Source organism: Sulfurimonas sp. (genome assembly GCF_029027585.1).
GTDB lineage: Bacteria > Campylobacterota > Campylobacteria > Campylobacterales > Sulfurimonadaceae > Sulfurimonas.
In genome coordinates this window covers 1,879,319-1,894,042 of the sequence record NZ_CP093397.1, presented here as the reverse complement: position 1 = coordinate 1,894,042, position 14,724 = coordinate 1,879,319, and the positions used below count along the sequence as shown (strand labels likewise).

Sequence of the window (14,724 nt, the reverse complement as noted above, 5' to 3'; positions counted from 1 at the left end):
CCTTAAGTTAATCTTTTAAATCCTCCGTGACAAACTTCACTATCTAAAAGTTCTTTGACATTATTATCTTTGATAGCTTTTTTTATAAGTTTAAAAACATGATCAACAGATTTTAAATAATCATTTATATCATCACTTTTATGTGCGAAAGATGCATAATAACCAGTAGTGGCTAAAAAGCCATTTTTCAACATTTCTTGTATAAAAAGAGTTTTTATCTCTTTATCATTTTCATAATTAAAAGAAAAATAGCTTAATGGTTTAATACCCATGATTGATATATTTAAATTATTTTTATGTGCTAATTTTTCCCAACCATTTTGTATCATAGTACCATTTTTATCAAGTACTTTTTCTACCTTGTTTTTTTTATATTTTTTTATAGTTTCAAGTGCTGCGACCAATCCAATTTTATCTGTCCAGTAGGTGCTACTGATAAAAGATTCCTGCGCGGCTTCCATTATTGATCTTCTACCTATTACTGCCGCCATTGGATAGCCATTAGAGAATGCTTTTCCAAATAATGCAATATCTGGTTCTACTTTAAATATTAGGTGACTACCGCCAAGACAAAGTCTAAATCCAGCACTTATCTCATCAAAAATAAGTACAATATTTTTTTGCTTAGTTACTTTTCTTATATGCTCTAAAAATCCAGCATCTGGATAAGTATTTCTAAGTGGTTCCATAATAACAGTCGCAATCTTTCCATCATATTTTTTTATCAAATCATCAAATGCTTTTTTATCATTATAAGCAAATGGAAAAGATGTACCCTTCAACCCTTTTGGAACTCCTAATGGACTAAGCCCGGGTAGAAGATGCCCTTCAAGATTTTTATCATCACCTAAGTTACTTGCAAGGTACCAATCATGCCAACCATGATAACCACAAAAAAGTACTATATCTTTTTTTGTACTAGCTCTTGCAATTCTTATAGCAATAGTTGCGCTTTCACCTCCACTTTTAGCATACCGTACCATATCAGCCCAAGGGTGAATTTCACAAAGTTTATCAGCCAATTCAACTTCTTCAGGAGCATTAAGAGTACACATACTGCTATCATCTATCGCTTTTTTAACGGCTTTATTTACATGTTTATCTGCATATCCAAGTATATTAGCCCCAATACCCATATAACTAAAATCTTGATACTTTCTACCATCAAGATCCCATACTTTACAACCTTTTGCTTTACTATAATAACTTGGCCATAAGTTTGGAAGAAACATTTCTGGTCTTTTTGATAAAAGTTGTGTACCACCTGGTATTAAAGTTTTTGCTTTTTTATATAGTTCTTGTGATTTACCCATTTATACTTTCTCCATTGCAGCTTGCTTTAGTGTATACACATCTTCAATATTATATTTTTTGACAATACTAATATTTCTTTGTTGGTCTTCACCATCTTCAGTTTTTTTAAGATCTCTATAAACTTCTTTATACCAAGGATATGAAGTAAAAAAAGATGCATAGTCATCCTTAAATATATAAATTTCTTCATCATGTCTAGACTGTGAAGTTACAGGTTTATTTGCTAGAAACTCTTGTATACACACTATTCCTCCGACTTTTAGAACTCTATCAACTTCTGAAATGGTTCTAATTAATTTTTTTCTAGGTATCCATTGTAAAACCATTGAAAATATAATAATATCAAATTTATCATCTTCATAAGGCAACTCATGACTAAATCCATTTATGCATGATATATTGTCATTTGATAAGTTTTTACTTGCTATTTGAATAGATTCTTTACCAGGGTCAATGCCAAAAAAAGAAGCCTCTTTAAATCTATCTTTTAAAGCTTCTATACTAGCACCAAAGGCACAACCAACATCTAGTATAGATTTAGGTTTTTTTATAAATTTACTTATATTATCAAATACATCTTTTGAAGACTCAAGCCTATCAGAAGTGTTATATAATTCTTCTCCATGAACTTCAATAGCTCTTCTTGTATAATTATCACTTTCTTCTGTCCATATTTTTGTATCCATTATTTTCTCCCATCTTCTTTTAGTGATTTATCTAAGCCTTCATCTCTCTGTATATTAGAGTTTACAAAAAATAAATTTGGATTCTTCGTCATGTATGATATAACATCAAGATATGTAAAATCATGATTAACTGGATATAAGTTTTCTAAAATATTTTTTATCAAATCAAAGTCATTTTGTTCGTCTACAGTTAATCGTAAATTAGAAAAATCATTTTTAGCTTCATAATTAAATTTTTTAAACTTATCACTATTTTTTATATATAGCGTTACATGCTCCCTATCTGACTTAAAAGTTGCATTTTTATATGTATATTCTAGAGCAGAAAATGTACAAATTTCTATATCCATACCATCTGGATATGTTGGGGTTAGTGTATTTGAAGTATATTCACAATCATTCTCTTCAAAAGATTTAATAACTTCATCAATAACTTCAGTGTCTATAATTGGACAATCTCCAGTAACTCTTATAATATTTAAATCATCAATATTTTCTTTATCTCTAAACTCTTTTGCACATTCATAATATCTTGATAATACATCATCTAATGAACCTCTAAACACCTTTATATTATTCTCAGTTCCAAAATTTTCTATTGCGTCATCACTTTTATCATTTGATGTTGCAATAATTAGCTTATCAATTTTTTTAGATTTTAAAAGTCTTTCACATTCATAGGCTAAAAGCTCTTTACCATTTACTTTCTTTAATACTTTATTAGGTAATCTAGTCGAACTCATGCGAGCCTGTAGTATTGCTAAATTCATTAATTATTCCACTTCGTTGGATTATAAATATCTTCTTCAGTAGCAGATAAACTATCAGTTAAATAATCTAATGTTTCATCATTTAATTCTGGTAAGTTACTGTAATTAAGAGTATTTTCAATAGCTTGTTCTAAATTATCGCAACCAAATAAAAGAATAGCTTCTTTTGCCATTTGATCAACAAAAGACAATGCTAACTCATTCTTTGTTATATTTAATTCACTAGAAACTTCTTCTATGATTTCTATATATTTTTTTGCTTTTCTCAAATTATCTGGTATATTATTAGAATCCATTAATATAAGACCTTGTAAATAAACACTTCTTATAAAAATCAATTTATTTTTTTCTTTTGCCTTCACAAGCCAATTTTTTGATATTGCTCTTTGATCAAGTAGGTTAAACGGAATTTGGATTACATCAACATTTTTGTTTTTTAATGCTAAATTAAACTCTTTATCTGTATATATTGAGATACCAAAGTAACTTATCAATCCTTGTTCTTTAAGAACTGAAATCAACTTATCATTATTGGAAGTCCAATTTTTAAGTGCGTCACAATTATGTAAGAGTAATGCGAAGAGTGAAGGGATGTCCAAGTAGTTTAATGATTTACTAATATTTTTTACGGCTTCGTCCACGTCTAATATAAAAAAATCTGATTTTATTTTTGAAATAATATTTATATTTAGTTTATTCTGATTTTTAAAAAAATGACCTATTTTCTCTTCACTATTTCCATACATAGAACCGGTATCAAAACTATTTACTTCATTAGCAACTACATATTTAAGTATCATATTTACACTACTTTGAGATATTTCTCCAGACTTATTTGCTATGCCATAATCTAAGCCAAATTGAACTGTGCCCAAACAAAGTTTAGATAGTTCGTACTCATTCCATTTAATTGTTTTCATCTGTGCTCAACAATGAATAAAATAAGGAATTATGCCATTGACCATCATACCAATATGTCTCTCTGAAATCTCCGTCCAATGAAAATCCCAATGTATTAAAAAAGATCTTTTTAGGTTCATCAATGCTATATATCTCAGCCCATAGTCTATGTAAATTCAATACATTAAATCCATAATCCTTCATTAATTCTGCTGCTTCTACAGCATATTTATCATCTATATAAAGATTATCGTAACCTATATATATAGAAAAATCTGAACTTCTATTAACACTATCAATATAACAAAGTCCACACGCACCCATTAGTTCATCTGTGTCCAATTTAACTATTGAGAACATCTTGTGGATAGAGTTCTTAGCAATTACAGTTTCAAACCACTTTTCCTGATTTACAATATTAATCTCATCGGTTTCTCGAAAATACTTTCTTAATTCTGGATTATTTCTCCATTGCCTTAATTGCGGTAAATCATCTTTTTCAATAGCTCTTAATCCAATATTTGTACCACTAATCATTTTTAATATCACTCCATTTAATATCTGCTCCAGATACAACATTATTGTTAAGTTTCTTACCAATTATCTCATTTATTTCGTAAGGTAAAATTGCACCTTTTGGTGCTGGTCTTAAAACTTCCAACATGTCACTTGTGATAATATCACCTTGTTTCAAGTCCATTACCGCTCTTAAACAACGTCTTTGTAATATACAAGTTTCTTTTTCATTATCTTCAACTTTTTTTATAGATCTTCCAAGTGCATATTCCAGCTCTCTAGTTCTATCAACCATTTCTCTCCAAGTCTTTGGATTCATTGAAAATTTATGGTCAGGTCCCTCTAAATCATTATTGTCAGTAAAATGTTTTTCAATAACTTTAGCCCCAAGTGCAACTGCTCCTAAAACTGTAGTATGTCCCAGCGTATGATCAGATAAACCTAATATTGCATTTGGAAATAGTTGTGCATACGATTTTAATACATTAAGTTGTATATATTTAAAGTTTTCATCGTTAGCAGTATAGTTTGTATTACACTGCATTAAAACAATATCATTATTAACTTTTTTTACTTTTTGCATTAAATCTATAACTTCATCTAATTTTGACGCGCCTGTAGCAATTAAAATAGGTTTTTCATAATTTGCCATTTTCATTACAATATCATGAAATGTAATATCTCCAGAACCAACTTTATAAGCAGGTATATATTTATCAATAAAATCTATTTCATTTATATCATAAGGAGATGTAAAAAAATCTATATTAGCTTTTTTACATGTTTCAAAAAGTGTTTCTGTCCAGTTTAAAGGTACTTCAGCATCTTCATAAACCTCATAAATGGACTTTGTCCAAGCTTTTTGATGACTTGCTTTAGAACCAAGTGTTTTAAAACCATAATCACTTACAATGGTCTTTGCCTTAAAATGTTGAAATTTTGCAGCATTAGCACCAGCCTCTTTAGCCATATAAATCAACTCTTTTGCTTTTTCTAAATCACCACCATGATTTGCTGCTATATCAGCTATAAAATATGTTTTTGAGTCTGCATTTATTTCACTATTGCCTATTTTAAAACTATTATTATTCATTATTTTCCCTTATATTCATAATATAGACTATCTACAGTTTCACTAATTGTAGGCATTTTAAAATCTAGTGCACTTTCTATTTTAGAAACATCTAGACCCAAAGTCAATGATCTTTTTAAATTACTAGCACTATTCTGTTTTATTTCTAATTTGTTTATATTAGCGATTGTAAATTCAAATCTATTTGCTATTTTTATACCAAAATTATACTTATCCATTACTTCTGAAGATGATATGTTATATATACCTTCTAACTTTTTTTCAAAACATTTAAGTAATATACTACCAAACTCTCTAACACTTATAGGTGATGTATAAAAATTTGAAAATAAATTTATACTATCTTGCTTTATCATTGATTTTAACAACCATTCAAAGAAAGAGTCTACATTGTTATTTCTAAAACCAATTATATTTGTTCTAACCACTAATGCCTTTTTATGATTTTTTAAAACTTCAATTTCTGCTTCATATTTTGTTTTGGAATAATAATTTAAAAATAAAACTTCATCTTTTTCATTATGTTTTATTTTTAAATCATTATAGTAATGGTCAGTTGAAATATGTATAAAATATGTATCAAGTTTACTAGATATTAAAGCTAACTCTTTCGCTATTCTAACATTCACATCATAGGCTAAAGAAAAATTTTCTTCACACAATTGCAGGTTAATTAACCCTACCGCATTAATTATAATATCTGGTTTCCAAGATACAAAATATTTTGTCAAATCTCTATCTAAAAAACTAAAATTAATAATTACGTTTTTTAAATTATCAATATTCATGGCATTCATTCTTGAAAAAGAAATTACATCATGACTTGAATATAACTTTAACAAATTAGAACCAAGTAATCCGGTGCCACCAATAATTGCTATTTTATATTTCACTACCGTTTTCCATAAGTACTTTTAAGAAAGATTGCTTAGTAAACCAATCATTATTATTTCCAGAATTATACTCAAACCCAGTTTTAACTACATTACCTTTTTCGTTAAGCTTATTAACTAAATAGTCTGATTTAACAAGTATTTGAATACTAGGTTTAATAACAAAATGATCATCAAATTCTAATGTAATATGGCTATCATCAGACGGACACATAACTTCATGTAGTTTTTCCCCAGGTCTAATACCTACGATTTTATGAGGCAATTCAGGAGCTAAAAATAATGCTAAATCTGTTATTTTAATTGAAGAAGTTTTAGGAACAAATATTTCTCCACCGTGCATTCTTTTAAAACTTTTAACTACAAACTCTACACCATCAGAAAGTGTTATTAGAAATCTTGTCATTCCAGTATCCGTTATTGGTAGTGATTCTGTTCCTTCTTTAATTAAATTTTTAAAAAATGGAATAACAGAACCACGACTCCCTATAACATTTCCATATCGAACTACTGAAAATTTAGTTCTATGATTTCCTACCATATTATTTGCTGCGACAAAAAGTTTATCTGAAGTTAATTTTGTAGCACCATAAAGATTAATTGGACTTGCTGCTTTACCTGTTGACAAAGATATTACTTTTTCAACATTATTTTTTATTGCAGCTTTTATTACATTTTCACTTCCTGTTACATTTGTTTTTATACACTCTACAGGATTATATTCAGTAATTAGAGTATTTTTCAACACAGCTGTATGAATAACAAAATCTACTTCATACATTGCTTCATTCAATCTCTCTGCGTCTCTAATATCACCTATAAAGTATCTCATACAATCATTATTAAAAACTTGAGACATTCCATGTTGTTTTACTTCATCCCTACTAAATATAATTATTTTGTTAGGTCTATATTTAGATAAAATCATTTCTACACACTTTTTACCAAAACTTCCCGTTCCACCTGTAATTAATAAATTCTTATTATTAAACATTTTTAGTGCTCTCCTCTCATATAAAGATCTAAATTTAGAATACTCATTCAGTTTTTATTATCTACGTACCATGAATACATCAATTTAATACCTTCTTCCAAATCAACTTTATATTTCCAGCCAAGTTCATTAAGTTTTGATGGATTTGTTAATTTTATCATTGTTCCATCTGGTTTATCAGTATTAAAGTGGAATACACCTTTAAAGCCAACTATCTTTTTTATAATATTAGCCAATTCTTTAATTGATATATCTTCACCAGTTCCTATATTTATGTGTGTATTCCTTATTTCTTTATCATTTTTATTATATAAATCTTTAAAATTTACATTTTCCATAATAAAAATACAAGCGTCAGCCATATCTTCACTATACATAAATTCTCTTCTTGGAGCTCCACTACCCCATATTTCAACACTATCTTGATTTGTATTTTTAGCATCATCTATTTTTCTAAGTAACGCAGGAAGGACATGTGAGGTTTCAAGATTAAAATTATCATTTGTGCCATAAAGATTGGTTGGCATTACACTTATAAAATTTGTACTATACTGCAAATTATAACTTTCACACATCTTTATTCCTGCGATTTTTGCTATTGCATATGGTTCATTTGTATATTCTAACGGAGACGTCAGCAATGAGTCTTCCTTCATAGGCTGAGAAGCATTTTTAGGGTAGATACATGTAGAGCCCAGAAATAGTAATTTTTTTATATTATGTATATAACTTTGATGAATTACATTATTTTGAACCTGTAAATTTTCATATATAAAGTCTGCTCTATAAGTATTATTTGCTACTATCCCGCCAACTTTTGCTGCAGCCATAATTACATATTCTGGCTTTTCAAGTTCGAAAAATTTTTCTACTTCACTTTGGTTTAGTAAATCCAACTCTTTATGTGTGCGACAAACTAAATTTGTATAACCTTTTACTTGTAAATTTTTAAAAATGGCAGAGCCTACTAATCCATTATGACCAGCTATATATATTTAGAGTTTTTATTCATTACAAAATAGTCCTACTCAAAATAACTCAAAGTTTTATATCCACCCTCTTGAAGGTAAACGTCTTTTGTCATTAGTTTTAGGTCTGATTTCATCATATCATTTACTAACTCTTCTAGTTTATATTCTCTCGTCCAGCCTAGTTTTTTCTCTGCTTTTGAAGGGTCACCTAAGAGTAAATCAACTTCTGTAGGACGAAAGTATTTAGGATCAACACACACTATTTCTTTTCCTATTTCAACTTGATAATTAGAATTTGAACAAGATACTACAAATGCTTTTTCATCAACACCTTCACCTTTGAATTCTAACTCAATTCCTGCATAAGCAAAAGACATCTTTACAAAGTCTCTAACAGTGGTAGTTTCTCCTGTAGCGATTACCCAGTCTTCAGGTTTATCTGCTTGCAAAATCATCCACATCATTTTTATGTAGTCTTTTGCATGTCCCCAGTCTCTTTTTGCGTCTAGATTACCGAGATAAAGTTTATCTTGTAGACCTAATGCAATTTTAGATGCTGCTCTAGTTATTTTTCTTGTTACAAATGTTTCACCCCTTACAGGTGACTCATGATTAAAAAGTATCCCATTACAGGCAAACATTCCATAAGCTTCTCTGTAGTTTACTGTTATCCAGTACGCATACATTTTAGCAACAGCATATGGACTTCTTGGATAAAAAGGTGTTGTTTCACTTTGTGGTGTTTCCTGTACTTTTCCATATAGCTCAGATGTAGATGCTTGATATATTTTTGTTTTATTTGATAAGCCTAATAGTTTCACAGCTTCCAGTATTCTAAGTGTTCCTGTACCATCTGCATTTGCTACATATTCAGGTGTTTCAAAAGATACTGCTACATGACTCATGGCAGCAAGATTATAAATTTCATCTGGTTGAACTTCTTGGATGATACGAGTAAGATTCATACTATCCGTCATATCACCATAATGTAATATCAAGTTTCTATTTTCAACATGTGGGTCTTGATAAAGGTGGTCTATTCTATCTGTATTAAAAAGAGAGCTTCTTCTTTTTATGCCATGAACTATATAACCTTTTTTTAGTAAGAATTCTGCAAGGTACGAACCATCTTGTCCTGTTATACCTGTAATAAGTGCTACTTTATTTTCCATCTATCTAATCCCTTTTATAATCATCTTCAATTCTCTCTATATCATCTTCACCAGTATAACTACCTACTTGTGCTTCTATTATAACTAATGGTTCATTTGTATCATTTAAAAGTCTATGAATATTACCTGCTTTTATATATGTAGATTCATTTTGATTTAGTACAAATGTATCTTCATTTATGGTAATTGTTGCTACTCCACTAACAATTATCCAGTGTTCATTTCTATATTTATGTCTTTGTAGACTTAATCTTTTGCCAGGGTTTACTTCTATCCGTTTTATTTTATAACCTTGGGAATCTTCAAGTACAGTATATGTTCCCCATGGTCTATGACCTGTTAAATGGATATTATGCAAGTCAGTTGTTTTTTTAATCTCTGCTACAACTTTTTTTACTTTTTGAGAGCTCCCCTTCTTACTTATTAGTATAGCATCTCCAGTATCAACAATAATCATGTCTTCAATATCTACTGTTGCTATTTTTCTTTCTTTCCCATAAATTAGGTTATTTTTTGAATTTATTGAAATGTGATTTTCATTTATTGTATTATTATTTTCATCTTTTGGTAGTTCTTCAAACAGAGAATCAAAACTTCCAACATCAGACCATTTTATATCTGAAGCTATAACTTTAACAATACTAGATTTTTCCATAACGGCATAGTCTATGCTGTCTTCCGGAATAGCTAGCATTTCTTCATGTTTAATTCTAATAAGATTCGAAAGTGAGGTTTCACCCTTGCCTTTTGCCGAAGCTAAAGCATCGGTTCCAATAGCTTTTTCACATGCCTCATAAATCTTTGGAGAATATTTTTTAAGCTCTTCCAAAAATACACCTGCTTTAAAACAAAACATGCCACTGTTCCAATAATAGTTCCCAGCTTCTAAATATTGCTCGGCAGTTTTAGCATCTGGTTTTTCATGAAAAGCTTTTACATCTAAACCTTCACTCTCTATATAACCAAATCCTGTCTCAGCAAATGTTGGTTCAATACCAAATGTTACAAGAAAACCATCATTTGCTAACTCTTCTGCTCTATTTAAGACTTTCTTATATTCTGATTCATTTTTTATGAGATGATCAGATGGAGTAACTAATACTATCTCATCTTTTTCTAAGGCCATACAAGATAAAGCAATAGCAGGTGCAGTATTTCTTCCAATTGGTTCTAGTAAATATTTATTTTTAGTTTTATTTAATTCTTCAAGTTGATCCACTGCTAAAAAGTATTGTTCTGTATTTGACACTATAAACTGACTATCACATACTTTAGAGTTTCTCTCAACTGTTAATTGAAATAGTGATTTATCAGAAGGTGAATTGCCCTTCAAGAGAGGCTGCCCTGGGGTATCAAATAGTTTTACAAACTGTTTCGGCATAAGTGTTCTACTTATTGGCCACAACCTTGTTCCATTACCACCACATAAAATTATATTTGTCATATATTATAGTCTTCCATCACTATTCTCTAATATAGATTTTATATCAAATACAACTTGCTTTTCATTATTAAATTTCAAACTTTTATATTTATCATGAGCTACTGCTACAACTACTGCTTGATAAGCATTTATATCCATATCATTATGTAATTTAAGTTTGTATTCATTCATCACTTCAGTTTCATCAGCCCAATAATCGCTTATGTCAATATCACATCCATAATCTTTAAGTTCATCAATAATATCTATAACTCTAGTATTTCTAATGTCTGGACAATTTTCTTTAAATGTAATTCCAAGTATTAGTACTTTAGAATTTTTTATATTGATTCCCTTTTGTATCATCAACTTTATAGTTCTCTCTGCTACATATTTTCCCATGCCATTATTTATCTGTCTTGCACCTAGTATCAAGTTTGGTACATATCCTAATGATTGTGCTTTATGTGTCAGGTAATAAGGATCTACCCCAATACAATGTCCACCAACTAAACCTGGAGTAAGTTTTATAAAGTTCCACTTTGTTGCAGCAGCATCTATTACCGCATTTGTATCGATATCCATAATATCAAATATCATAGCAAGTTCATTAATAAGTGCTATATTTACATCTCTTTGTGTGTTTTCTATAACTTTAGCAGCTTCTGCAACTTTAATAGAAGGAGCTAAATGAGTTCCAGCTGTTATGATTGATTTATATAATTCATCTACTTTTTTTGCAATATAAGGAGTTGAACCTGAAGTGATTTTAAGTATCTTCGTAACTGTATGTTCTTTATCACCTGGATTAATTCTCTCAGGAGAGTATCCACAAAAGAAATCCTCATTAAATTTCAGTCCACTTATCTTCTCTAATATTGGAACACACACTTCTTCTGTTACACCTGGATATACAGTAGACTCGTATATAACGATATCATTTTTATTAATTACAGGGGCTATAGCTTCAGTTGATTTTATTATAGGAGTTAAATCTGGTTCATTTTGTTCATCTATTGGAGTTGGTACTGTTACAATATATATATTGCACTCTTTTATATCTTCTAAGTTAGTAGAAAAACGAATACCATTTGAAAGAGCTTTTTTAACTTGCTCTTCAGTTAGTTCTAGGGTTGCATCTATCCCACTATTTAACTCATTAACTCTTTTATTATTTATATCATAGCCAACAACATCATACTTTTCACTAAAAGCATGAGCCAATGGTAAACCTACATAACCTAAGCCTATTACACATATCTTATTTTTCACTATTTTTGCTCCAAGTCTATTTTAAAAAATTCAACATACCAATCAACAAAATGATTAATACCTTCTTCAATAGTAGTTTCTGGTTTATAATCCAAATCTGTTATCAAATCACTAACATCAGCATATGTACTTGCTACATCTCCAGCTTGAATAGGTAGCATATTTTTTTTAGCAATTTTTCCTATTTTTTTCTCTAAAGCTTCTATAAAGTCCATAAGTTTTACAGGATTATTATTTCCAATATTATATATTTTATATGGAGCGGGGGAACTTGATGGATCTGGGTTCATTCCATCCCATTCTTTATTACCTTTTGGAGGATTGTCATTTACTCTTAAGATACATTCAACTATATCATCTACATATGTAAAATCTCTTTGCATCTCTGCATAGTTAAAAACATCAATAGGTTTATCTTCAATAATTGCTTTTGTAAAAAGATATGGTGCCATATCTGGTCTACCCCATGGTCCATAAACTGTAAAAAGGCGTAAACCTGTTGTGGGAATGTTGTACAGATGCGAATATGTATGTGCCATAAGTTCATTTGATTTTTTACTAGCAGCATAAAGGCTCATAGGGTGATCAACATTTGAACTTGTTGAAAATGGTTGAGCTTCATTTAGTCCATAAACAGAGGAACTACTTGCATAAGCTAGACCTTTTATGTCGTTATATCTGCAAGCTTCAAGTATATTCATAAACCCTTCAATATTACTGCTAATATATGCAGATGGATTTGTCAGACTATATCTAACTCCAGCTTGAGCGGCTAAATTTATCACTTTATCAAATTTTTCTTCTTTAAAAAGTTTATCAATATTTTCTTTATCTTGCAAATCTAGTTTTATAAATTTATAATTTTGGTACGAAGAAGAGGTTAAAAATTCATTATATTTTATATTTTCACCATCTTCAATATTGCTAATAATCCCGCCTCGTTGAAGTCTTCCATACTTGACATTTTGGTCATAATAGTCATTAATATTATCAAGTCCAACAACTTCATCACCTCTTTGAAGTAACTTTATTGCTAAATGACTACCGATAAAACCTGCTGTACCAGTCACTAATATTTTCATTTTCACCGATTGTTTTTTTAGTATGTATTGTATCTGAAGTTTCTTTTTATATGATAAATATATCATCGGAAGTGAGTCTAAAGCCACACATATGTAATTTGTGTGGCTATTTTATGAGTTACTTACTTACAAGAACTAGCAGATAAAATTTTTCTATTTTTCTCAACAGTTTTACTACCAATGCCTTTTACTTTTTCAAGTTCTTTTACATTTTTAAAACAGTTGCTTTTTCTATAAGCAATAATCGCTTCTGCTTTAACAGCGCCAATACCATTTAAACTACTCAATTCTTTTTTAGACGCTGTATTAATATCAACTGCACCAAACAACAAACTAAATCCTAAAACAATCATCACAAATAACTTCATATAACAACCTTTATTTTAATTTTGGTCAGTATATCTAAAAAGCCTATAAAAAGACAAATATTCTTATTTTTTCAACTTCTGTTTAAGTATTATTTTACCACTCTCAACACCTGGTTGATCATAAGCATTTATATACATAAACTTTGCACAGATAGAAGTTAGAAGTTCATACTCATACATCAAACCAGCTATCGCTTCTTCATTAACAGCATCTATTGTTATTTCGTCACAGGGTATATCATTTAAGTTATTTATGGACTCTATGGTTGCATCTGCTTGAGAATTTATAAGAGAAGAAAATTCTAAGCCATCTATATAGTCTAACTCTTCTAAACCTTCAAGTTTTATGTGTGGGATTTTCAAATTACTATAAAAATCATCTACTTTTATCACAGTCACTGTTTTATCTCTTTTACCTTCCACTATAAGTTGTAAAAAAGAATGTTGGTCTATTGGTCCAATAATTCCAATGGGTGTAAGACCTTGTGGTGTGTTATTTATGTCTATTTTACCTAAACTCTCTCCCCAGAGTTGAATATACCACTTGTTAAAACCTTCAAGTCTTGAAGAGTAAGAAAAAACTACATTTATATTAAATCTATTTTTATACTCTGTAAAAAATCTTGCTTTTTTTAAGAGTCTATGAAAAACATCTTTTTTATCAAAAAATGAATCATGTGTATTTTTAACACCACTTAAAAGTTCATCTATATCTAAACCTACAATAGCTAAAGGAAGTAATCCTACTGCACTAAAAACAGAAAATCTTCCACCAACATTTTTTGGAATATCAAAAGTTTTTATACTATTTTTATCTGCGTATGATTTAAGTTTAGAGTCATTTTCTGTAATAATTAAAGTATTATTTTTATCACATTTAACAAGTGAATTGATATACTTAAATATAGAAATAGTTTCTATTGTTGTTCCAGACTTTGAAATAACTACAAACAGTGTATCTTTTAAATCAACTGCTTCTATTTTTGAGCGTATATCTATAGGGTCTGTTGTCTCTAAAAAGTAAAGTTTTTTACTAAGTGTCTTAGAATGTTTTAAAAACTTGTAAATGGCATAAGTTCCAAGTGTACTTCCACCGATGCCAATAACCATAATATTTTTTTGCTTTACAGATGAGGCATACTCTTTAAACAATGAAGTATCTTGATATACAAGGTTATAATAACCTATATCTTTTTTTTCTTTTTCTATCTCGTTAAACAGTTTTGTATCTGAAATGGTTGGATTAAAATTATTCGTATATTTCATATCT

The 14,724-nt window shown here is 29.4% G+C and carries 15 protein-coding genes; all 15 read right to left on the bottom strand.

Features of this window, described 5'->3' with window-relative positions:
- Nucleotides 1-2: 2 nt before the first annotated feature.
- The 15 genes from MOV50_RS09785 to MOV50_RS09715 all read right to left on the bottom strand — a co-directional run bounded on the left by MOV50_RS09785 (nt 3) and on the right by MOV50_RS09715 (nt 14,720).
- Nucleotides 3-1,313: an aminotransferase class III-fold pyridoxal phosphate-dependent enzyme gene (locus MOV50_RS09785; RefSeq protein ID WP_321777726.1), complete on the bottom strand. Its 1,311-nt coding sequence runs from the start codon at nt 1,311-1,313 to the stop codon at nt 3-5.
- Nucleotides 1,314-2,000 carry a class I SAM-dependent methyltransferase gene (locus MOV50_RS09780; RefSeq protein WP_321777725.1) on the bottom strand — a complete coding sequence of 229 codons (687 nt, stop codon included), beginning with the start codon at nt 1,998-2,000 and terminating at the stop codon, nt 1,314-1,316. It abuts the gene before it with no gap.
- On the bottom strand, nt 2,000-2,770 hold the full coding sequence (locus MOV50_RS09775; RefSeq protein WP_321777724.1) for a glycosyltransferase family protein: 771 nt from the start codon (nt 2,768-2,770) through the stop codon (nt 2,000-2,002). Before MOV50_RS09775 ends, MOV50_RS09780 begins: the two co-directional genes overlap by 1 nt.
- Nucleotides 2,770-3,690 carry an aldo/keto reductase gene (locus MOV50_RS09770; protein WP_321777723.1) on the bottom strand — a complete coding sequence of 307 codons (921 nt, stop codon included), beginning with the start codon at nt 3,688-3,690 and terminating at the stop codon, nt 2,770-2,772. Before MOV50_RS09770 ends, MOV50_RS09775 begins: the two co-directional genes overlap by 1 nt.
- On the bottom strand, nt 3,677-4,207 hold the full coding sequence (locus MOV50_RS09765) for a GNAT family protein (RefSeq protein ID WP_321777722.1): 531 nt from the start codon (nt 4,205-4,207) through the stop codon (nt 3,677-3,679). The genes MOV50_RS09770 and MOV50_RS09765 overlap by 14 nt, the downstream gene beginning before the upstream one ends.
- Nucleotides 4,200-5,279, bottom strand: coding sequence for an N-acetylneuraminate synthase family protein (locus tag MOV50_RS09760; protein ID WP_321777721.1), 1,080 nt, complete (start codon nt 5,277-5,279; stop codon nt 4,200-4,202). The genes MOV50_RS09765 and MOV50_RS09760 overlap by 8 nt, the downstream gene beginning before the upstream one ends.
- Entirely contained in the window at nt 5,279-6,172 is an 894-nt protein-coding gene (locus tag MOV50_RS09755) for an SDR family oxidoreductase (RefSeq protein ID WP_321777720.1), read from the bottom strand. The genes MOV50_RS09760 and MOV50_RS09755 overlap by 1 nt, the downstream gene beginning before the upstream one ends.
- A complete protein-coding gene (pseB, locus tag MOV50_RS09750) occupies nt 6,162-7,166 on the bottom strand; it encodes a UDP-N-acetylglucosamine 4,6-dehydratase (inverting) (protein WP_321777719.1) in 1,005 nt (334 codons plus the stop codon). Before pseB ends, MOV50_RS09755 begins: the two co-directional genes overlap by 11 nt.
- A gap of 47 nt (nt 7,167-7,213) precedes the next feature.
- Complete coding sequence (locus MOV50_RS09745; RefSeq protein ID WP_321779658.1) at nt 7,214-8,161, bottom strand: GDP-L-fucose synthase; 948 nt, start codon at nt 8,159-8,161, stop codon at nt 7,214-7,216.
- Nucleotides 8,162-8,190: 29 nt separating this feature from the next.
- Nucleotides 8,191-9,309, bottom strand: coding sequence for a GDP-mannose 4,6-dehydratase (gene gmd, locus MOV50_RS09740; protein ID WP_321777718.1), 1,119 nt, complete (start codon nt 9,307-9,309; stop codon nt 8,191-8,193).
- A 4-nt stretch (nt 9,310-9,313) separates the two neighbouring features.
- Nucleotides 9,314-10,753, bottom strand: coding sequence for a mannose-1-phosphate guanylyltransferase/mannose-6-phosphate isomerase (locus MOV50_RS09735; RefSeq protein ID WP_321777717.1), 1,440 nt, complete (start codon nt 10,751-10,753; stop codon nt 9,314-9,316).
- Between the two features lie 3 nt (nt 10,754-10,756).
- The gene (locus tag MOV50_RS09730) at nt 10,757-12,004 is read right to left on the bottom strand and encodes a nucleotide sugar dehydrogenase (protein ID WP_321777716.1); all 1,248 of its coding nucleotides are present in this window, start codon (nt 12,002-12,004) and stop codon (nt 10,757-10,759) included.
- On the bottom strand, nt 12,004-13,086 hold the full coding sequence (locus tag MOV50_RS09725; RefSeq protein ID WP_321777715.1) for an NAD-dependent epimerase: 1,083 nt from the start codon (nt 13,084-13,086) through the stop codon (nt 12,004-12,006). The genes MOV50_RS09730 and MOV50_RS09725 overlap by 1 nt, the downstream gene beginning before the upstream one ends.
- Nucleotides 13,087-13,208: 122 nt before the next feature.
- Complete coding sequence (locus MOV50_RS09720) at nt 13,209-13,454, bottom strand: helix-hairpin-helix domain-containing protein (protein ID WP_321777714.1); 246 nt, start codon at nt 13,452-13,454, stop codon at nt 13,209-13,211.
- Between the two features lie 63 nt (nt 13,455-13,517).
- Entirely contained in the window at nt 13,518-14,720 is a 1,203-nt protein-coding gene (locus tag MOV50_RS09715; RefSeq protein ID WP_321777713.1) for a glucose-6-phosphate isomerase, read from the bottom strand.
- Between the last annotated feature and the right edge of the window lie 4 nt (nt 14,721-14,724).

Coding starts and splice junctions, on each gene's coding strand:
- MOV50_RS09785 (WP_321777726.1), bottom strand. CDS start 1,313: ATGGGTAAATCACAAGAACTATATAAAAAAGCAAAAACTTTAATACCA.
- MOV50_RS09780 (WP_321777725.1), bottom strand. CDS start 2,000: ATGGATACAAAAATATGGACAGAAGAAAGTGATAATTATACAAGAAGA.
- MOV50_RS09775 (WP_321777724.1), bottom strand. CDS start 2,770: ATGAATTTAGCAATACTACAGGCTCGCATGAGTTCGACTAGATTACCT.
- MOV50_RS09770 (WP_321777723.1), bottom strand. CDS start 3,690: ATGAAAACAATTAAATGGAATGAGTACGAACTATCTAAACTTTGTTTG.
- MOV50_RS09765 (WP_321777722.1), bottom strand. CDS start 4,207: ATGATTAGTGGTACAAATATTGGATTAAGAGCTATTGAAAAAGATGAT.
- MOV50_RS09760 (WP_321777721.1), bottom strand. CDS start 5,279: ATGAATAATAATAGTTTTAAAATAGGCAATAGTGAAATAAATGCAGAC.
- pseB (WP_321777719.1), bottom strand. CDS start 7,166: ATGTTTAATAATAAGAATTTATTAATTACAGGTGGAACGGGAAGTTTT.
- gmd (WP_321777718.1), bottom strand. CDS start 9,309: ATGGAAAATAAAGTAGCACTTATTACAGGTATAACAGGACAAGATGGT.
- MOV50_RS09735 (WP_321777717.1), bottom strand. CDS start 10,753: ATGACAAATATAATTTTATGTGGTGGTAATGGAACAAGGTTGTGGCCA.
- MOV50_RS09725 (WP_321777715.1), bottom strand. CDS start 13,086: ATGAAAATATTAGTGACTGGTACAGCAGGTTTTATCGGTAGTCATTTA.
- MOV50_RS09720 (WP_321777714.1), bottom strand. CDS start 13,454: ATGAAGTTATTTGTGATGATTGTTTTAGGATTTAGTTTGTTGTTTGGT.
- MOV50_RS09715 (WP_321777713.1), bottom strand. CDS start 14,720: ATGAAATATACGAATAATTTTAATCCAACCATTTCAGATACAAAACTG.